Origin of the sequence: Nonomuraea sp. NPDC050328 (genome assembly GCF_044459405.1) — a bacterium.
GTDB lineage: Bacteria > Actinomycetota > Actinomycetes > Streptosporangiales > Streptosporangiaceae > Nonomuraea.
In genome coordinates this window covers 138,111-155,964 of sequence record NZ_JBITIW010000003.1, presented here as the reverse complement: position 1 = coordinate 155,964, position 17,854 = coordinate 138,111, and the positions used below count along the sequence as shown (strand labels likewise).

18 protein-coding genes are annotated in these 17,854 nt (G+C 72.5%); 5 read left to right on the top strand and 13 right to left on the bottom strand.

Annotation, left to right across the window (positions count from 1 at the left end; all coding sequences use genetic code 11):
• Window positions 1-27 precede the first annotated feature (27 nt).
• Window positions 28-573 (top strand): TetR/AcrR family transcriptional regulator, encoded by a 546-nt coding sequence (locus ACIBG7_RS11935; RefSeq protein ID WP_397336060.1) that lies wholly within the window; start codon window positions 28-30, stop codon window positions 571-573.
• Here ACIBG7_RS11935 and ACIBG7_RS11930 read toward each other — a convergent pair.
• Together ACIBG7_RS11930 and pgi are read right to left on the bottom strand one after the other, a co-directional pair.
• Window positions 570-2,657: an alpha-galactosidase gene (locus ACIBG7_RS11930; protein ID WP_397336059.1), complete on the bottom strand. Its 2,088-nt coding sequence runs from the start codon at window positions 2,655-2,657 to the stop codon at window positions 570-572. The two genes, ACIBG7_RS11935 and ACIBG7_RS11930, sit on opposite strands and share 4 nt — an antisense overlap.
• A 52-nt stretch (window positions 2,658-2,709) precedes the next feature.
• Complete coding sequence (gene pgi, locus ACIBG7_RS11925) at window positions 2,710-4,338, bottom strand: glucose-6-phosphate isomerase (protein WP_397336058.1); 1,629 nt, start codon at window positions 4,336-4,338, stop codon at window positions 2,710-2,712.
• A 195-nt stretch (window positions 4,339-4,533) separates the two neighbouring features.
• On the opposite strand from pgi, the gene ACIBG7_RS11920 reads away from it, so the two are divergent.
• A complete protein-coding gene (locus tag ACIBG7_RS11920; protein WP_397336057.1) occupies window positions 4,534-5,196 on the top strand; it encodes an AIM24 family protein in 663 nt (220 codons plus the stop codon).
• Window positions 5,197-5,348: 152 nt separating this feature from the next.
• Window positions 5,349-5,630 (top strand): Fe-S cluster assembly protein HesB, encoded by a 282-nt coding sequence (locus tag ACIBG7_RS11915; RefSeq protein WP_357929596.1) that lies wholly within the window; start codon window positions 5,349-5,351, stop codon window positions 5,628-5,630.
• 59 nt (window positions 5,631-5,689) lie between these two features.
• On the opposite strand, the gene ACIBG7_RS11910 is transcribed toward ACIBG7_RS11915, so the two are convergent.
• Entirely contained in the window at window positions 5,690-6,658 is a 969-nt protein-coding gene (locus ACIBG7_RS11910) for an acetylxylan esterase (protein WP_397336056.1), read from the bottom strand.
• Between the two features lie 118 nt (window positions 6,659-6,776).
• Here ACIBG7_RS11910 and ACIBG7_RS11905 point away from each other — a divergent pair, with 118 nt between their 5' ends.
• Window positions 6,777-7,886 carry an alpha/beta fold hydrolase gene (locus tag ACIBG7_RS11905; RefSeq protein ID WP_397336055.1) on the top strand — a complete coding sequence of 370 codons (1,110 nt, stop codon included), beginning with the start codon at window positions 6,777-6,779 and terminating at the stop codon, window positions 7,884-7,886.
• Window positions 7,887-7,889: 3 nt separating this feature from the next.
• Here ACIBG7_RS11905 and ACIBG7_RS11900 read toward each other — a convergent pair whose 3' ends face one another.
• Window positions 7,890-8,987 carry a Gfo/Idh/MocA family protein gene (locus ACIBG7_RS11900; RefSeq protein ID WP_397336054.1) on the bottom strand — a complete coding sequence of 366 codons (1,098 nt, stop codon included), beginning with the start codon at window positions 8,985-8,987 and terminating at the stop codon, window positions 7,890-7,892.
• On the bottom strand, window positions 8,984-9,676 hold the full coding sequence (locus ACIBG7_RS11895) for a sugar phosphate isomerase/epimerase (RefSeq protein ID WP_357929605.1): 693 nt from the start codon (window positions 9,674-9,676) through the stop codon (window positions 8,984-8,986). The genes ACIBG7_RS11900 and ACIBG7_RS11895 overlap by 4 nt, the downstream gene beginning before the upstream one ends.
• 47 nt (window positions 9,677-9,723) lie before the next feature.
• Here ACIBG7_RS11895 and ACIBG7_RS11890 point away from each other — a divergent pair, with 47 nt between their 5' ends.
• Complete coding sequence (locus ACIBG7_RS11890) at window positions 9,724-10,089, top strand: DUF4440 domain-containing protein (RefSeq protein ID WP_397336053.1); 366 nt, start codon at window positions 9,724-9,726, stop codon at window positions 10,087-10,089.
• Window positions 10,090-10,117: 28 nt separating this feature from the next.
• Here the strand turns inward: ACIBG7_RS11890 and ACIBG7_RS11885 are convergent, their stop codons facing one another.
• From ACIBG7_RS11885 to ACIBG7_RS11850, 8 genes are all read right to left on the bottom strand, one after another.
• Window positions 10,118-11,878, bottom strand: a complete 1,761-nt coding sequence (locus tag ACIBG7_RS11885; protein WP_397336052.1) for a bifunctional metallophosphatase/5'-nucleotidase — start codon at window positions 11,876-11,878, stop codon at window positions 10,118-10,120.
• 31 nt (window positions 11,879-11,909) lie between these two features.
• On the bottom strand, window positions 11,910-12,728 hold the full coding sequence (locus tag ACIBG7_RS11880) for a carbohydrate ABC transporter permease (RefSeq protein ID WP_397336051.1): 819 nt from the start codon (window positions 12,726-12,728) through the stop codon (window positions 11,910-11,912).
• Window positions 12,721-13,674, bottom strand: coding sequence for a carbohydrate ABC transporter permease (locus ACIBG7_RS11875; RefSeq protein WP_397336050.1), 954 nt, complete (start codon window positions 13,672-13,674; stop codon window positions 12,721-12,723). The genes ACIBG7_RS11880 and ACIBG7_RS11875 overlap by 8 nt, the downstream gene beginning before the upstream one ends.
• Before the next feature lie 4 nt (window positions 13,675-13,678).
• The gene (locus tag ACIBG7_RS11870) at window positions 13,679-14,929 is read right to left on the bottom strand and encodes an ABC transporter substrate-binding protein (RefSeq protein ID WP_397336049.1); all 1,251 of its coding nucleotides are present in this window, start codon (window positions 14,927-14,929) and stop codon (window positions 13,679-13,681) included.
• A 157-nt stretch (window positions 14,930-15,086) separates the two neighbouring features.
• Window positions 15,087-15,266: a hypothetical protein gene (locus tag ACIBG7_RS11865; protein WP_397336048.1), complete on the bottom strand. Its 180-nt coding sequence runs from the start codon at window positions 15,264-15,266 to the stop codon at window positions 15,087-15,089.
• Window positions 15,267-15,400: 134 nt separating this feature from the next.
• Complete coding sequence (locus ACIBG7_RS11860) at window positions 15,401-15,715, bottom strand: hypothetical protein (RefSeq protein ID WP_397336047.1); 315 nt, start codon at window positions 15,713-15,715, stop codon at window positions 15,401-15,403.
• A gap of 98 nt (window positions 15,716-15,813) precedes the next feature.
• Window positions 15,814-16,575, bottom strand: a complete 762-nt coding sequence (locus ACIBG7_RS11855; protein WP_397336046.1) for a GNAT family N-acetyltransferase — start codon at window positions 16,573-16,575, stop codon at window positions 15,814-15,816.
• Window positions 16,572-17,852 (bottom strand): serine hydrolase domain-containing protein, encoded by a 1,281-nt coding sequence (locus tag ACIBG7_RS11850; RefSeq protein ID WP_397336045.1) that lies wholly within the window; start codon window positions 17,850-17,852, stop codon window positions 16,572-16,574. Before ACIBG7_RS11850 ends, ACIBG7_RS11855 begins: the two co-directional genes overlap by 4 nt.
• Window positions 17,853-17,854: the final 2 nt, after the last annotated feature.

Genomic DNA, 17,854 nt, shown 5'->3' with positions numbered 1-17,854 from the left:
ATCGTCCACTTACGCCGGGAGCCGCCGATGCGCGCGGACGCGCAGAAGAACCTGGGCAAGATCGTCGAAGCCGCCGCCGAGGTCCTGGCCGAGCACGGCGACCAGGCCCCGATGGCGCTGATCGCCCGCCGCGCCGGGGTCGGCGTCGGCACGCTCTACCGGCGCTTCCCCGACCGCGGCGAGCTGCTGGCCGCGGTGGGCGAGCACTACGTCCGGCACGTGACCGAGCGCCTGGCCCGGGCCGAGCGCGAGCCGGACGCGTGGGCGGCGCTGCGCGCGTTCGTGGCGTGGGTGGCCGATCCGGGCCGCGGAGCGCTGGCCGGAGCCCTGGCCGAGGTGCCGGAGGAGGCGCTGGCGGCCCGGCCGGAGTTCGTGCGCATGCGCGAGGAGTACGGCCGGGCCGTGGCGCGCCTGGTGGCCCGCGCGCACGCCGAGGGCAGGCTGCGGCCGGACGCCGGGAGCACCGAGATCATGACCCTGCTGAAGGTCTTCACCTGCCACCCCGAGGTGCCCGACCCCGGCCGCTACCTGGAGCTCATGCTCGACGGCCTGGAGGCCCGAAGGCCAGGCTAGGGCTCGCGGGTGAGCACGACCAGGTCGCTGCGGTAGTCGTCGCCGCTGCTCCACCACGAGGGCACGGCCAGCCCGTGCTCCATCAGCGTGGTCCCGTGCCAGACCCGCCCGTCCCCGTCGCGGTAGCGCGCCTCCGGCTCCAGCCCGGCGAGCCGGAGCCGCCAGGGCGCCTGGCGGCGATCCGTGAACGGGTTGTAGGCCAGCACGACCACCCGGTCCTCGTGCACGTACTGCACGGCCGAACGCTCGCCCCCGGGCCGCCCGCCCAGCCGGTACAGCCGCCCCTGCTGCACGACCGGCCGGATCTCCTTGTAGGCCGCGATGTGCGCCGCCGCCTCGGCCAGCTCCCCGGCGGTCCACTCCCCCAGGTTGCCGCCGACGCCGAGCGCCCCGGCCATGGCGACGTGGAAGCGGTAGCGCAGCGGCACCCGCCGCCCGGTGATCGGGTTCGGGCTGTCGGTCACCCAGCAGGACATCGCGCCCGCCGGGTAGAGGTGGGAGTACCCCTGCTGGATGCGCTGCCGCTCGAGCGCGTCGGTGTTGTCCGAGGTCCACACCACGTCGGTACGGCGCAGCATCCCGAAGTCGATCCGCCCCCCGCCCCCGGAGCACGACTCGATGCGCAGCCCCCGGTGCCGGGCCCGCAGCTCGTCCATGATCGCGTAGACGCCCCGGGTGTGCCCGATCCACAGCAGGTCGTCCGGCCCCGCCTGGGTGAAGCTGCGGTTCATGTCCCACTTGAAGTAGTCGAGCCGGTAGTCCCCCGCCAGCCGGTCGAGCCAGCCGAGCGCCCACTCCCGCACCTCGGGCCGGGCGTAGTTGAGCACGAGCTGGTTGCGCGCGGTGTCGCGGCGGCGGCCCGGCCAGTGCAGCACCCAGTCGGGGTGGGCGCGGTACAGGTCGCTGTCGGGGTTGACCATCTCGGGCTCGACCCAGAGCCCGGCCCGCATGCCGAGCTTGCGCACCTCGTCGAACAGGCGGCGCATGCCGTCGGGGAAGCGCTCGGGGTTGGGCCACCAGTCGCCCAGGCCGCGCCGGTCGTCCACGCGCCCCCCGAACCAGCCGTCGTCCACCACGAACAGCTCGACGCCGAGCTCGGCGGCCCGGCGGGCGAGGCCGAGCTGGCCGTCCTCGGTGACGTCGAACCAGGTGGCCTCCCAGGAGTTGTACAGCACCGGGCGGACCTCCCGCGGGTGCGGCAGCACGTGCCGTCGCGCGTAGTCGTGCCAGGCCCGGCCCGCGGCGCCGTACCCGCCGTCGGTCACCAGACCGAGCGCGGGCGGCGTCTCCAGGGACTCGCCGGGGGCCAGGTCCCAGGCGAGGCCGTCGTGGCCGAACCCGGCGGTGATCGCGACCTCGCCCTCGGCGCGGCGTTGCGCGGTCAGCCGCCAGGAGCCGCTCCACGCCAGGGCCACGCCGTACACCCGGCCGTGCTCCTCGCCCGCGTCACCGATCATGATCCACGGGTTGGCGGTGTGGGAGGTGGTGCCGGTGCGGCTGGTGAAGGTGGTCTCGCCCACCGGCAACGGCCCGCGGTGCGGCTGGGTCTCCAGCGCCCAGTCGCCGGCGACGCCCAGGTAGACCGGGTCGGCGCGCTCCGGGACGGGCCAGGAGCCGGAGTCGAGGCGCAGCAGCCGGACCGGACCCGTCGTGGCGGTGGCGGTGACCCACCGCTCGATGACGTCGCTGTCGTCGTGCACCCGCAGGTGCAACACCACGCGCAAGCCGTACTCCGGGTCGAGCAGGACCAGGTCGAGCCGGCCGGCGGTGAACTCGGCGGAGTCGAAGGTCAGCTCGACCGAGCGCACGCCGCCCTCGTAGACGGCCTGGAGGCTGGGCACGCCCCAGCGCCGCCCGCCGTCCACGGGCAGCAGCTCGACCAGGTCGTCATCGGGCCGGAAGCCGGAGGCGAAGCGCCCGCTCACCCGGTCCCCGGCCACCTCGGCCACGGCGGCGGCGGGCAGGCGCGGCCCCCAGTACCACTGCACGACGCGCCCGTCCTCCTCCGCCGACAGGACGTAGGTGGAGGAGGGGGTGTGCGCGGCCCAGGTGCGGGGACGGCCTTCGACTGCTACGACGGGCATGGGGGTCCTTTCGCGAAGCGGTTGTTCCCCCATGATTTCCCGCCGGACCGGGTCAGACCGCGCGGCCCCGCAGTTCCCGGTAGCGCTTGACGAGCTGCGCGGTCGAGGCGTCGGGGTAGTCGGTCGCGGGCTGCTCGGCGGTGAGCGCGGGCTCCAGCGCGAGCGCCATCTTCTTGCCCAGCTCGACGCCCCACTGGTCGAAGGAGTCGACGCCCCACACGGTGCCCTCGACGAAGACGATGTGCTCGTACAGCGCCACGAGCTGGCCCAGCGTGCCCGGGGTGAGCTTGGGGGCCAGGATGGTCGAGGTGGGACGGTTGCCCGGCATCACCTTGTGCGGCACGATCTCGGCCGGGGTGCCCTCGGCGGCGATCTCCTCGGCGGTCTTGCCGAAGGCCAGCGCGGTGGTCTGCGCGAGCAGGTTGGCGGTCAGGATGTCGTGCATGCCCTCGCGGTCCTCGAACGGCTGGGCGAAGCCGATGAAGTCGGCCGGCACCAGCCGGGTGCCCTGGTGCAGGAGCTGGTAGAAGGCGTGCTGGCCGTTGGTGCCCGGCTCGCCCCAGAAGATCTCGCCGGTCTCGACGCCGACCGGGGTGCCGTCGGCGCGCACCGACTTGCCGTTGGACTCCATGGTGAGCTGCTGCAGGTAGGCGGGGAAGCGGTGCAGCCGCTGGCTGTAGGGCAGGACGGCCCTGGTCTCCGAGCCGAAGAAGTCGGCGTACCAGATGCCCAGCAGCCCCATGATCACCGGCATGTTCTCGGCGAACGGCGTGGTGCGGAAGTGCTGGTCCATGGCGTGGAAGCCGGCCAGCATCTCGCGGAAGCGCGCCGGGCCCACGGTGATCATCAGCGACAGGCCGATCGCGCCGTCGTAGGAGTAGCGCCCGCCGACCCAGTCCCAGAAGCCGAACATGTTGGCGGTGTCGATGCCGAACTCGGCCACCTTCTCCGCGTTCGTCGAGACCGCCACGAAGTGCTTGGCCACCGCCTCCTCCCCGAGGGCGGCGACCAGCCAGTCGCGGGCGACGCGCGCGTTGGTCAGCGTCTCCAGCGTGGTGAAGGTCTTCGAGCTGATCACGAAGAGCGTCGAGGCCGGGTCCAGGTCGCGCAGCGCGCCCAGGATGTCGGCCGGGTCCACGTTCGAGACGAACCGGGCGGTGATGCCGGCGTCCACGTAGTCGCGCAACGCTTCGTAGGCCATGGCCGGTCCGAGGTCGGACCCGCCGATGCCGATGTTGACCACGGTCTCGATCGGCCGGCCGGTCTGGCCCAGCCACTCCTGCCCGCGCACCCGCTGGGCGAAGCCGGTCATCTTGTCCAGCACGGCGTGCACGTCACCGGTCACGTCCTGGCCGTCCACGGTCAGCTCGGCCTCGCGCGGCAGCCGCAGCGCGGTGTGCAGCACGGCGCGGTCCTCGCTGACGTTGATGTGCTCGCCGGTGAACATGGCCTCGATGCGCTCGCGCAGGCCGGCCCGCTCGGCCAGGGACAGCAGGAGCCGCATCGTCTCGGCGGTGACACGCTGCTTGGAGTAGTCGAGGAAGAGCTCGCCCGCGACCACGCTCAGCCGTGCGGCCCGCTCGGGGTCGGCGTCGAACAACTCGCGCAACGTCTTTCCGGACATCTCCTCGTAATGCTTGCCCAGTGCCGCCCATTCGGGGCTGTGCGTGATATCGGCCACGGTTTCCTCCAGATGTTCCCTTCAGCGCCCTACCCAACAGGCGGGCTGTCGTTACTCTTCCACGCCTTCCGGGGCCGACGGGTGAGCAGGGGCCGGTACGGCGAGGCCCGCCGCCGAGCCATCTCGACATAAAGGGATAAACTATGACATATCACCATGCGGGAACGAGGAGACCTCGGATGACGTTGGCCTGGTATGCGTAGTTCCTTCTTCGGCAACCTCGACGCGCAGCACGCGCCGCCCGGCTTCGCCCTGCAGAACACCAAGATGCTCCGGGTCACCCTGCCGGAAGTCCTGGCCCGGCAGGGGTCGATGGTCGCCTTCCAGGGCCAGATGAGCTTCGACTACGAAGGCTCCGGCGGCATGGGCAAGCTCTTCAAGAAGGTCATGACCGGGGAGGGCCTGCCGCTCATGCGGGTGCGCGGCCAGGGCCAGCTCTACCTGGCCCAGAACGCCGACGACATCCACCTGTTCTACCTGGAGAACGAGGGACTCACCGTCAACGGCCGCAACCTGCTCGCCTTCGAACCGCAGCTCGGCTGGGACATCAACCGGGTCCAGGGCGCGGGCGTGGCGGCCGGCGGCCTGTTCAACACCACGATCAACGGCACCGGCTGGGTGGCCGTCACCGCGCACGGCACCCCGGTCATGCTCGACGCCGGCCAGGCCCCCACCTTCGCCGACGGGCAGTCGGCCGTCTGCTGGAGCGCCGGGCTGAACGTGGGCGTCAACCGGACCTTCAAGGCCGGGGCGCTCATCGGGCGCGGCAGCGGCGAGGCCATGCAGCTCGCCTTCCAGGGCCACGGGTTCGTCCTGGTCCAGGCCAGCGAGGGCCCGCCCGTCCCCACCGCGGCCTGACCGCGGGCAGCCACCCCGTCCCCCGCACGGACCGGGGCCCACTGGGCGAGCAGGAGCCCGCCCAGTGGACCCTTCCCCACCTTCGGGTTAGCGGGCTCGATCGAGGGCAGGGCCAGCCGGGTCGAGAACCCGACAAGTGAGGAGGAGCCGTCGTGCTCACCCTGACACCCGGCGCCGCCCAGGCGATCCGCGACATCACCGCCGGCGCTCCGGAGCCCGGTCGCAACGGCATCCGCATCTCCGCCGACGGGCCGGACGCCGCCACGCTGGTGCTGTCGGTCGCCGCCGGCCCCGAGCCCGCCGACGAGGTGGTCGAGGCCGAGGGCGCCCGCGTCTACCTGGACGAGACCGCCGCCGCGGTGCTGGACGACAAGGCCCTGGACGCCGGAGCGCACCCGCAGGGCGGCGTCGCGTTCACCGTCACCGAGAGATAGACCGGCGCGCGGACGCCCTCGTGGAGCTTCCACGAGGGCGTCCGGCGTTCCGGAACCCGTCAGAGCTTGGCCAGGAAGCGGACCTGCTCCAGGCGCTGGAACCCGCCGCCGCCCTCGTGGTTGTTCCACGGGTAGACGGCGATCTCCTTGTCCCCGGCCCAGTGGTTGTAGGCGGCGAACACCGTCGAGGGCGGGCAGATGTCGTCCATCAGCGCGACCGAGTACAGCGCCGCGGCCTGGGCCCGGGCGGCGAAGTTGACCCCGTCGAAGTAGGACAGCGTGCGGAACACCCGCTCCTCGCTGTCGCGGTTGGTCGCCAGGAAGCGCACGATCTCCTGGTAGGGGTCCCGCCCGGTGATCTCGACCGCGCGGCGGAAGTGCGTCAGGTAGGGCACGTCCACCATCGCCGCCCGCACGTCGGAGCGGAGCCCGGCCACGGCCTGGGCGATGCCGCCGCCCTGGCTGACGCCGGTGACGATGATCCGGTCCGGGTCGACGAGCGGGTGCGCCCTGGCCACGTCCACCGCACGCACGGCGTCGGTGTAGACGCGGCGGTAGTAGTACTCGCGCGGGTCGAGGATGCCGCGGGTCATCATGCCGGGGGCGTGCGAGTTGCCGGTGCCGTACGGGTCGGCGGTGGCGCCCGGCCGGTCGTAGTTGGAGCCGCCCTGGCCCCGGGTGTCCATGATCAGGTAGGCGTAGCCGGCGCTCGGCCAGAAGGTGTGGTCGTGCGCGAAACCGCGCCCGCCGCCGTAGCCGATGTACTGCACGACGCACGGCAGCGGCCCCTGCGCCCCGCGCGGCACCACGAACCAGCCGCTGATCCGGTCGCCGCCCCATCCGGCGAAGGAGAAGTCGAAGATCTCCACCAGGGCCAGCGGCAGGTCGTAGGGCGTGAACTCGGCCGCCGTGTCGTGCTGAGCCGCCTCGGCCAGGGTGGCGGACCAGAACTCGGCGAAGTCGGCGGGCTCGTCACGCTCGGGCCGGTACTCGCGCAGCTTCTCGATCGGGAGATCGAACAGAGGCATGGGGGGTTTCCTCCGGGTGAAGATCCATAGAGCTATCTGTCCCGATATTTCATCAGAAAGGCGATAGCTTCGTTTTGTGCGGCCCCTCACTAGACGGGTGATACGCGGGGTGTCCGGAGTGACGGTTCTGGCGCTCGCCCCGGTCCTCGGCCTGTTCATGCTCGCCGGCGCCACCTCCTTCACCGGCGATCCGTCGGTCTTCATCCTCGCCGGACTGGCCGTCTTCGGCGCGATCCTGCTGCTGGGGCTGCTGTTGTGCGTGCCGCGCCCCGCCCGGCCGCTCTGGCGCTGGGTGCGCGGCGCGCTCGTGCTCGGTACGGCGGGGCTGGCCGTCTGGCAGGTCTCGGCGGCCGTGCTCACCCCTCCCCCGCTGCCGGGGGCGTTGCGTCCCGTGCCCGGCCAGGCCACCTGGTCGCTGCCCACCGGCTCCGAACTGGCCTACGTACGGCTGGCGCCGCGCGGCCAGGCCCGTCCCGAGCCGGTCGTCGTGGTGCAGGGCGTGCCCGACCTCGGCGGCGACGCCGCCGTCTTCGCCGGGCTGGCCGACCGGACCGTCTACCTCTACGACCGGCTCGGCACCGGCCGCTCGGCCCGGCTGGCCGACCCGTCGGGCTACACCGCCGCGCGCGACGTGGCCGACCTGGAGGCGGTACGGCAGGCGATCGGGGCCGAGCGGATGATCGTGCTCGGGCACTCGGCCGGGGCGGAGGTCGCCACCGCCTACGCCACGGCCTTCCCGGACCGGGTGGCGAAGCTGGTCCTGTCCTCCCCCACCCCGGCCGCCTCCGCGGTGCGCTTCGCCGGGCTCGACACCACGCAGAGCCGCCGCCTGGCCCTCTCCCTCCTGCATCCGCGCTCGCTGGCCATCGACACGCTCGCGCAGGTCGATCCGGCCGCCGCCAGGGCCTTCGCCTCCGACGCCGAGCTCGACGCCCGCCTCGACGCCCGCAACGCGCTGGTCGCGCCCGCCCTGTCCTGCCCGGGGGCCTCGCCGTACCGGCCGCGCGGGGCCGGCGGTCTGGCCGCCCTGTCGCGGCGGCCGGCCCCGCTCCTGCGCGCCGAGCCCGCCGTCCCGACGCTCGTGATCCGGGGCGCGTGCGACCCCGCGCCGCCGCTGGGCCGCTTCGCCTCGGCCCGCCGGGTGGAGGTGCCCGGAGCCGGGCACCACGTCTACCGCGACCGGCGCGAGCCGTACCTGAAGGCGGTCAACGAGTTCCTGGCCGGCTGAGCGTCAGGCGCCCGGGAGGGCCACTGCCGGGTCCCAGCCGTCCGGCAGCGGCGGCACGGGGGCGAAGCCCGAGGTCACCGGCACGAACTCGGCGCTCTCCGCCGAACGCAGGATGGCTGTCATCACGTCCAGGACGTGCAGGGCCAGCTCGCCCGAGGCCCGGTGCGGCACGCCGGCCGCGATGGCCCGCGCCATCTCGGCCACGCCGGTGCCGCGTCCCGCCGTGCTCCCGCCGACCGGCAGCTCGGCCCAGTCGCCCGACCCGGTACGGCGCAGCCGTACCGGACCGGTGAAGGTGTTGGGATCGGGCGCGGCCAGCGTCGCCTCCGTGCCGGTGATCTCCACGAAGCCGTGCCGGGGCAGCGGCGAGTCGAAGCTGAAGACCGAGGTGGCGGTGGCCCCGGAGGCGAACTCCAGCAGGGCGCTGACGTGGGTCAGCACCTCGACGTCGAAGCCGGTCCCGGCCAGCGGCCCGGAGCCGATGGTGCGCCGGGTGTGGGCGCGCGAGCCGTTGGCGGCCACCCGGGTGACCGGGCCGAAGAGCACGGCGAGCGCGGTGAGGTAGTAGGGCCCCATGTCGAACAGCGGCCCGGCCCCGCGCTGGTAGAGGAACTGCGGGCTGGGGTGCCAGGACTCCGGGCCGGGCCCCTGCAGCAGGGTGATCGCCGAGCCGGGCGTGCCGATCAGGCCGTCGGCGACGGCCCGCTGGGCGGTCTGCAGGCCCGCGCCGAGGAAGGTGTCGGGCGCGCAGCCCACCCGCAGCCCGGCCGCGTCCGCCTCGGCCAGCAGCGCGCGCCCGGCCTCGGCGTCGAGGGCCAGCGGCTTCTCCACGTAGACGTGCTTGCCGGCCCGGATCGCGGCCAGGGAGACCTCGACGTGCGCGGCCGGGACGGTGAGGTTGACGACGATGGAGACCTCGGGGCGGGCGATGATCTCGGCCGGCTCCCCGGCGTACGGCACGCCGTACTGCGCGGCGACCTCGGTCGCGCGCTCGACGTCGAGGTCGGCGCAGCCGATCACCTCGATGTCCGGGAAGGCGGTGAGGTTGCGCAGGTAGGCGTGGCTGATCGTGCCGCAGCCCACCACGGCGACGCCGGTCAAGCCTCCACCTCCCGCAGGTAGGCCAGCGAGCGGGCGACGGGCTGCCACATGTCGCCGTCGAAGCGGTCGAGCTCGACGACGCGCATGGCGTGCGGCGCGGCGGCGAGGATGTCGGGGATGGGCAGCGTGCCGTCGCCGACCGCGGTCATGGGCTCCTCGACCGTGCCGGGACCGTCCTTGACGTGCAGGAAGCGCACCCGCTCCCCCAACTCGCGCAGCAGCTCGGGCACTTGCGCGCCGCCGACCGCCGCCCAGTAGACGTCGATCTCCAGGAACACCTCGGGGTCGAGGGCGGCCAAGAACTCCTCGAAGGCGGGGATCTCCCAGAAGTGGTTGTGGTAGCCCACCCGCAGCCCGTGCCCGGCCGCCCAGGCGGCGGCCTCGTTCACCCGGGCGGCGCTGCCGCGCACGTCGCCGGTGAACTCCTCGGGCGAGATGAACGGGATCACCAGGGTGTCCAGCCCGATCAGCTTGGCGGCGGCGGCCACCTCCTCGCGGCGTTCGCCCAGCAGGGGCGCGTGCGCCGAGCGCACGGCCAGCCCGGTCTCCTCCAGCAGCGCGCGCAGCGCGGCCGGGTCGGTGAGCAGGTCGTAGGGTTCGACCGCCGTGTAGCCGAGGGCGGCCAGGCGGTGCAGGGTGTCGGAGAGGGATGGCTGGTCGCGAAGGGTGTAGAGCTGCACTCCGTACATAAACCAGGACTTTACGGACACCAAGCCGATCATGGAAGACTACGGGGATGACCGACGAGGAAGCGATCCGGACGGCCGTCGACGGGGAGCTGCGCCTGCTCGACCCGGTGGTCCGCGCGCGGCCCGACCAGGTGGCGGCCCTGCTCGACCCGGAGTTCACCGAGGTGGGCGCCTCCGGCCGCACCTGGGACCGGGAGTCGATCATGACCCTGATGGGACCGGCCGCCGGACAGGGACCGCGCACGGTCCCCCATGAGGTGGCCGGGCGGGTGGTGGCGCCCGGCGTGATCCTGGTCAGCTACCGGACCGAGTCCGGCGGCTTCCGCGCGCGGCGCAGCTCGATCTGGCGGCTGCGGGAGGGGCGCTGGCTCCTGTACTACCACCAGGGCACCCCGGAGCCCGGGACGGCGTGAGGCCGCCCCGGGTGGGGTCGTGCCGTGGTCAGAGCTGCTTGGCGACCGCGCGGTCCAGGGCCGGGGGCGTGAGCGGGCCACGGGCCAGGTAGTCGCGGAAGGCCTCGTAGTCGCGGCTGCCGCGCACCGCGTCGGTGAAGCCGGCGAAGGCGGTGTAGCCGTCCGCGCCGATCAGCGTGTAGGCCAGCGCGGCCAGCCGGTAGCCGCGGGTCGGGTCGAGCGGGACGCCGCCGATGAGCACGTCGGCGGGCAGCACCCGGTCGCCCACCGGCTTGGACAGGTCGTAGGAGAAGCGCACGTTCCCGGAGACCGCCAGCGGGGCGAAGCGCACGGTGCCGTTGGGCTGGGTCTGCCACTGCTGCTCCAGAGCCTGCTCGATCTGGGCGCCGGTCACCGAGACGGTGAGCACGGGGTTGGCGTACCCCCAGGCGGCCCAGGCCTCGCCGAACAACACGGTCCCGTCGGCGTCGGCCGGGTTCGCGCCCTTGGCGAACCTCAGGTCGGCGCGCAGCGAGTTGGAGCCCTTGACCGGCGCGACCGCCACCATGGCGAGGTCGGCGGCGCCGCCGGGCGTGCGGTGGGAGTCGGCGTGGGCGACGTCGGCGGCGAGGTTGCCCAGCGTGCTCTCGCCGTCGGCGTCCCGCACCCGGGTCACGTCGCCGGTGAGCGCGCCGACCGGCCGGGCGTAGGACTCGGCGCCCTTGGCGAGCCAGTACTCGACGAGCTCGGTCATGTCGCGGTCGGGCGGGACGTCGCGGGTGACGGCGTGGTTGGCCGAGGTGGTCGCGGAGCGGATGACGTCACCGGTCCGCGGGTCGATCTTGAGGTTGAGCTCGTTGATCAGCCGCCCGTGGTTGGCCGGCTCGACGACCGGACGCAGGTCGCCGGCCGGGTCGGGCAGGGCGCAGTTGAAGCCCCAGTGCCAGTGTCCGGTGACGATCGCGTCGATGTCCGGGGTGGCCCGGGCGGCGAAGTCGGCGATCGGGCCGGTCAGGTTGGCGCAGCCGTCGAACTCCGGCCCGGCGTACCCGCCCTCGTGCACGTTGGCCACGATGGCCTCGACGCCGCGCCGCTTGAGCTCGGCGGCGTACTTGCCGGCCGTCTCGACCAGCGGCAGGTTGTCGAGGCCAGGCTGGTAGGAGGTGGAGCCCTCGACGGTGGTGACCGTGGTCAGGTTGATGACGCCGACCGCGACCCGGCCGAAGCGCTTGATCACGTACGGCGGCAGGACGGGCCGCTCCTGGCCCTTCCTGACGATGTTGGCGGTGGAGAAGGGAAAGTCCGCGCCGCGGAACGGCTGCCCGTCGGAGTCGGTGAAGCAGCTGTCGACACCGATCTCGCCGAAGCACTTGCCCTTGCCCATGTGGCCGCGCAGGAACTCCAGCGACCGGTCGAGCTCGTGGTTGCCGACCGCCGCCACGTCCACCTTGATCTTGTTCATGAACTCGATCGTCGGCTCGTCGGCGTGGTAGGCCACCTCGGTCGGCCAGCCGCTGAAGAAGTCGCCGGCGGCCAGCGTGAGGGTGTGGTCCCGCCCGGCGCGCAGCCGTTCGAGATGGGTGGCGATGTACGGCGCGCCGCCCACCACCAGCACCTTGCCGGTGGGGTCCTTGATGGTGCCGTCGGTGGCGTTGTGCTGCGGGGTCAGGTAGCCGTGCAGGTCGCTGAGGGTCAGCACCTGCACGTCGACGGGGGCGGGTCGGGCCGCGACCGCCGCGGTCGCCGGGCCGGTCAGCACGACCAGCCCGGCAACCGCGACGACGGCGATCCTGCTGCGGAAGGAACGCACGCGTGAAGCTCCTAAGGAGGGAGAGGGGGTTTCAGCCCTTGGAGCCGGTGAAGGCGATACCGGCGATGAGCTGGCGTTGCATGACGACGAAGAGCACGATGATCGGCAGCGAGGCGACCGCCGATCCGGCGAAGAGCACGGGGAAGTCGGTCTGGAACTGACCGCGCAGGGAGGCGAGCCCGGCCGAGAGCGTCATCATCTCCGGGTCGGTGTTGACCACCAGCGGCCACAGCAGGCTGCTCCACGACCAGAGCACGGTCAGCAGGCCGAGGGCGAGCAGGCCGGGCCGGATCAGGGGCAGCATCACGTGCCAGAAGATCTGGAAGGGGTTGGCGCCGTCCAGGCGGGCCGCCTCGTCCAGCTCGCCGGGCAGGGTGAGGAAGAACTGCCGCAGCAGGAAGACGCCGAAGGCCCCGAACACGCCCGGCGCGATGAGCGCCTGGAGGCTGTCGAGCCAGCCGAGCCCCTGCATGATCTCGTAGCGCGGCAGCAGGAACAGCTCGCTCGGCACCATCAGCACGGCCAGGAAGACCATGAACAGGGCGTCGCGGCCGGGGAAGCGCAGCCGGGCGAAGGCGAAGGCGGCCAGCGAGCAGAACAGCAGTTGCCCGGCGGTGACCGCGACGGTGACCAGGACGGTGTTGAGGAACTGCCGGCCCAGCGGCACCGTGCGGAAGGCGTCGGCGTAGTTGGACCACTGCCACGAGGGCGTGAAGGTGGGCGGGGTGCGCAGCGACTCGGTCAGCGTCTGCAGCGAGACGACGACCTGCCAGACGAACGGCGCGAACATCAGCAGCGCCCCGGTCAGCAGGATCGCGTGCACCCGCCAGACGCCGCGCCGGCTACCCATAGTGCACCCACCTCTTCTGCAGCCTGAACTGGACGGCGGTGAGCACGAGGATCAGCCCGAGCAGCACCACGGCGATGGCGGCGGCGTAGCCGCGCGAGTGCTGCACGAAGCCCTGCTCGTAGAAGAGGTAGACGATCGTGCGGCTGCCGGCCAGGGCCGGGCTCTCCGGCTCCACCATCAGGTAGACCAGGTCGAAGACCTGCAGCGCGTTGATCACCGTGATCACGGTGACGAAGAAGGTCGTCGGGGTGAGCAGCGGCAGCGTGATGCTGAAGAACTGCCGCAGCCGCCCGGCCCCGTCGATCTCGGCCGCCTCGTAGTAGTGGCGTGGGATGCCCTGCAGCCCGGCCAGGAAGAGCACGGCGTTGTAGCCGAGCGAGGTCCACACGCCGACGATGGCCACCGCGTAGACGGCGGTGTCCGGGTCGCCGACCCAGTACGGCCCGTCGATGCCGAGCTCGCCCAGCAGGTGGTTGATCAGCCCGAAGTCGCCGTTGAACAGGTAGCGCCAGGTCAGGCCGACCGCCGCGGGCATGGTGACCACCGGCAGGAAGTACAGCGTGCGGTAGAAGCCGAGCCCGCGCAGCCCGCGCACGTTCAGCAGCGCGGCCACCACGATGGCCAGCGGCACCCCGGCCAGCACCAGCGCCGCGTACAGCCCCGTGTTGCCCAGCGCGCCGAGCATCTTCTCGTCACCGGCCAGGCCGGCGAAGTTGGCCAGGCCCACCCAGGTGGAACCGCCGAACACGCCCGACTCGGTGAAGCTCAGGTAGAGCGTCTGGACGATGGGCCACAGGAAGAACACCACCAGGCCGAAGGCCATCGGGGCGATCATCAGGTAGCCCCACAGCCACTCGCCCGGCGGGCGCCGCCGCCCCGTGGCCCGGGGTGGCGGGCCGGTGGCGGCGGCCGTGCCGGGCGCGGCCGCCGTCTCGGTCGAGACCATCCGCCTACTCCTTGGCCAGGATCTCGTCCATCTGGGCGGCGAGGTCCCTCGCCACCTCCGCCACCGGCCGCTTGCCCGCCCACGCCTCGGTGAGCAGCGTCTTCTGCGCGTCCTGCCACTTGGCGGTGTTCACCGAGACGGGGTACGGCACGCCGTGCGGGATGGAGGCGTCGTAGGCCTCCTTCAGCCGGTAGGGGTAGTTCTTGAACCAGGCGTCCTGGGTGCCCTCGCGCAGGGACAGCGAGCTGCCGGGGGTGCTGCTCATGATCTGCTGGGCCTCGGGCGAGGCGAGGAAGGCGGAGAACTTCTCGGCCTCGGCCTGGTGCCGGCCCTTGGCCGAGACGGCGGTCGACATGCCGAGCATGATCACGCCGCCTTTGGCCGGGCCCTTGGGCAGCGGCGCGGCGTCGACGGCGTCCTTGATGTCGGTGTTGCCGGCGTAGATCGGCGCGAACCACATGCCGCCGTACTGCATGGCGTACTTGCCGCTCTGGAAGAGCTGGATGCCGTCGGTGTCGGCGTAGACCTCGGCGGGCGGGGCCACCTTGTCCCGGATCAGCCCGGTCCAGAACTCCAGGCCCTGGATGGAGCCGGGCTCGGCGAAGCCGGACTTCTTGCCGTCCTCGGAGATGACGTGCCCGCCGGCCTGGTAGATCGTGTTGTAGAAGCCGACCTGGTCCCACATCGGGGCCATGATCCCGTACTGCCTGTCCTCGGGCTTGGTCAGCTTCTTGGCGGCGGCCTTGACGTCGTCCCAGGTCCAGTCGGCGTTCGGGTGGGCCACGCCGGCGGCGTCGAAGAGCTTCTTGTTGTACCAGAGCACCGGGAAGCCGACGCTGAACGGCACGCCGTAGAGCTTGCCCTCGTAGCGGTAGGAGTCGACGACCGAGGCGGGCAGTCCCTCGACCGGCTTCTCGTCCAGCGGCTTGATGATCCCGCCCTTGGCGTACAGCTTCATGTTGAGGCTGTTCATCCAGAACACGTCCGGGGCCGCGCCGCCGGTGGCGGCGGTCTGGAGCTTGGTCCAGAACTGGTCCCAGGGGGTGATCTCCAGCTTGACCTTGATGCCGGGGTTGGCCTTCTGGAAGGCGTTGATCAGGTTGGTGCTGCCGGCCTGGTCGTTCTTCTCCCAGATGGCGAAGGTGATGGTGACCTCTCCGGAGCCGGAGCTCGAGCCGGTCGAGGCTCCGCCACCGCAGGCGGCGACGGCGAGGGAGAGGCCGACGAGCCCGGCGACGGGCAGGCGTAAACGCATGGTTCTTCCTTCAGGGGGTTCGGCGGGCGTTCGCCTACCTCTTTATGCTGGAGTCCACAAATATTCAGCACAGCAGCGACGAGGTCAAGAGGAATATCGTCCGCGCATCGCCCGTAGATCCGACCCAATAGAGTGAAGTCCACCATTAAACGATCGGCTACCACCACGCCTGGGCGAGCCTGAGCACCGATTCCAGCAGCGTACGGGTGTAGGGGTCGCGCGGCGCGCCGAGCACCGTCTCGACCTCGCCGTGCTCCACGATCCGGCCGGCGTTCATCACCGCCACCGCGTCGTTGACGTAACGCACCACGGCGAGGTTGTGCGAGATGAACAGCATGGTCAGCCCGAGCTCCCGCTGCTCTCGCGCACCAGGTTGAGCACCATGCCCTGCACCGAGACGTCCAGCGAGGAGGTGATCTCGTCGGCGGCGACCACGGCCGCGCCCATGCTCAGCCGGGGGTCGAGCGAGGATTAGGGGTCCTGGAAGACGAGCTGGACGGCCCGCCGGTGCGCGGGCAGGATCCACCCGGCGCTCAGCGGCGCCAGCCCGACGGCCCCCGGGCCAGCGTGGTCTTGCCGCAGCCCCACTCGCCCACCAGCCCGGTGACGTCTCCGACGGGTGTAGGGGTGGTGTGGCCCCTCGGTCGGCCGCGCGACCGGCAGGTCCTCGACGATCGCCCCGACGTACATGGCCAGCACGCGCTCGCACAGCTGGGCGACGACGGCCAGGTCGTGCGAGATCAGCAGGACCGAGGCGCCGACGCCGCGCAGCCGGGCGGCGGACACGAAGTCACCGGCCGCCGGGCGGGTCGTAGGTCCGGACCGAGGAGATCTCGGTGTCCAGGCTGCCCGGCGAGGCCACGGCGTCGAGTATCCGGGGCAGGCTACTCACGCTGGCGCTCACGGCATAGGACATACCACCCATCTCTGGTCACGTCGACGATCTCGTGCCCGCAGGCCGCCGCGCCCAGCAGGGCCTCCCGCACCGCCGTGCGCCAGCGCCGGGCGGTGGCCGGGTCGGCGGCGCGCAGCGCCAGGATGTCCTCGGGCATGGCCACGGCCAGCAGGTCGTGCTCGCCGGGGGCGGCAGCCGTACGGGCCGGGGCGGGGCCGTCCCGGCCGACCAGGACGGTGGCGGCCGAGACGTCCGGGCGCGGGCGCGGCGCCCGGTCGAGCTCCCACACCGCGTACAGCCGGTCGCTGGAGTCGCCGGCGTTGATCGCGTCGGCCATGGTGCCGTAGAAGTCGGGCAGGTAGGCGGCGACCCGCGCGCCCAGCCGGTGCACGTTGAGGTAGGCGTTGCGGGTGACCAGCGGGTCGAAGGTCCAGGAGATGGCCCGCACGCCGCGCGCCCGCGCCCACTCGCGCTGGTGCCGCTTGAGCGCCTGGCCGACGCCGCCCCTGGCGCCGGGCAGCACGCCGGTGATGTGCGAGTGCAGGTGGCCGTCGCCGGCGAAGAAGCCGATCGAGATGCCGGCCAGTTCCCCGCCCACCCGCGCGCCGGCGACGTAGCCGCCGACGTGCGCGATGGTGCGGATGAGACCGGCTTCGAGCAGCCGGGCGCCCCAGATGCGGGTGATCAGCTCGGCGGCGTCGTGGTGGTCGGCGACCGCGGTCAGCTCGCCGACCACGAGGGTCTCGGTCATCTCGTCTTGGGGGTGGCGCGGCCGCCGAAGTAGAGGTACGGCGAGCCGTCCGGGAAGGTGGTGCAGACCACGCCGCTCCACAGCTCCTCGCCGTCGCGCCGGGCGAGGTAGCGCCCCTCGCCGACCGGGACGAGCGTGTAGTGCATGGGCTCGTCGAGGTCGGCGAAGCTGCCGGTGTTCTCGTACCGCAGGCGGCCCGGGGTGACGGTGATGCGGGCGCTGGTGCGCTCGTAGACGCCGTCGTGCTCGCCGCTCCAGGCGGGCGGGTCGGCGGGCGGCTGCGGCAGCGGGCGGGGGCTGACGCCGGCCAGTTCGGGGAAGAGCCGGGCGGCCAGCGCGCGGAACAGCCCGGCGGTGTCGCCCCCGTTGGCCAGCGCCGCGACGGTGACGCCGCTGCCGGGCAGCACCCACAGCATCGCGGACTGGCCGATGGTGTTGCCGCCGTGCGACCACACCGGGACGCCGTCCCACTCGTCGAGGATCCAGCCCAGGCCCCAGTGCGAGCCGAAGCTGCCGTAGGGCAGCTCGACCTGCGGCGTGGCCATCGCCTCGACGCTCGCCGCCGACAACAGCGGCGAGTCGAGGAAGGAGCGCCCGAAGCGCACCACGTCGGCGGCGGTGGCGCAGATCAGCCCGGCCGGGCCGATCGAGCGCATGATGCCCCAGGTCGGCGTGGGTCGCTGCGGCTCACCGGGCTCCCCGAGGTGGCCGGTGGCGGCGCGGAAGCGGATCACGTCCTCGGGCAGCGTCCAGGTGTGCGTCAGGCCGAGCGGCTCGATGAGCATCGAGCGGAGCGCGTCGTCCCACACCTGCCCGGTGAGCACCTCGACGATCCGGCCGGCCAGCACGAACCCGGCGTTGGAGTAGGAGTGCGCGGCACCGGCCGGGTGGGCGGGCGCGAGCTCGCGCACCGCCTCGGCGTAACGCGCCAGGCAGTCGTCGCCGCGCCCGGTGTCGTGGAAGAAGTCGCCGTCCACGCCGCAGGTGTGGGTCAGCAGGTGGCGTACGGCGACGCCCGGGCAGAGCCCGTCCAGCAGGCGGGCCACCGGGGTGTCGAGGGTGAGCCGGCCCTGCTCGATCAGGAGCATGATCTGGGCGGTCGTCCACACCTTGGTGATCGAGCCGATCTGGAAGATCGAGCCGGGGGTGACCTCGACCCCGGTGGCGAGGTTCAGGACCCCGGCGGCCTCCTGATGGATCTCACCGTCGTGCCAGTAGGCCAGGGAGGCGCCCGGCACCCGGAACTCCGGGCACAGCTCTGCCAGCAGCTTCGTCATGC

Coding starts and splice junctions, on each gene's coding strand:
- ACIBG7_RS11935 (WP_397336060.1), top strand. CDS start 28: ATGCGCGCGGACGCGCAGAAGAACCTGGGCAAGATCGTCGAAGCCGCC.
- ACIBG7_RS11930 (WP_397336059.1), bottom strand. CDS start 2,657: ATGCCCGTCGTAGCAGTCGAAGGCCGTCCCCGCACCTGGGCCGCGCAC.
- ACIBG7_RS11920 (WP_397336057.1), top strand. CDS start 4,534: ATGCGTAGTTCCTTCTTCGGCAACCTCGACGCGCAGCACGCGCCGCCC.
- ACIBG7_RS11910 (WP_397336056.1), bottom strand. CDS start 6,658: ATGCCTCTGTTCGATCTCCCGATCGAGAAGCTGCGCGAGTACCGGCCC.
- ACIBG7_RS11895 (WP_357929605.1), bottom strand. CDS start 9,676: ATGTACGGAGTGCAGCTCTACACCCTTCGCGACCAGCCATCCCTCTCC.
- ACIBG7_RS11890 (WP_397336053.1), top strand. CDS start 9,724: ATGACCGACGAGGAAGCGATCCGGACGGCCGTCGACGGGGAGCTGCGC.
- ACIBG7_RS11880 (WP_397336051.1), bottom strand. CDS start 12,728: ATGGGTAGCCGGCGCGGCGTCTGGCGGGTGCACGCGATCCTGCTGACC.
- ACIBG7_RS11875 (WP_397336050.1), bottom strand. CDS start 13,674: ATGGTCTCGACCGAGACGGCGGCCGCGCCCGGCACGGCCGCCGCCACC.
- ACIBG7_RS11870 (WP_397336049.1), bottom strand. CDS start 14,929: ATGCGTTTACGCCTGCCCGTCGCCGGGCTCGTCGGCCTCTCCCTCGCC.
- ACIBG7_RS11865 (WP_397336048.1), bottom strand. CDS start 15,266: ATGCTGTTCATCTCGCACAACCTCGCCGTGGTGCGTTACGTCAACGAC.
- ACIBG7_RS11855 (WP_397336046.1), bottom strand. CDS start 16,575: ATGACCGAGACCCTCGTGGTCGGCGAGCTGACCGCGGTCGCCGACCAC.
- ACIBG7_RS11850 (WP_397336045.1), bottom strand. CDS start 17,852: ATGACGAAGCTGCTGGCAGAGCTGTGCCCGGAGTTCCGGGTGCCGGGC.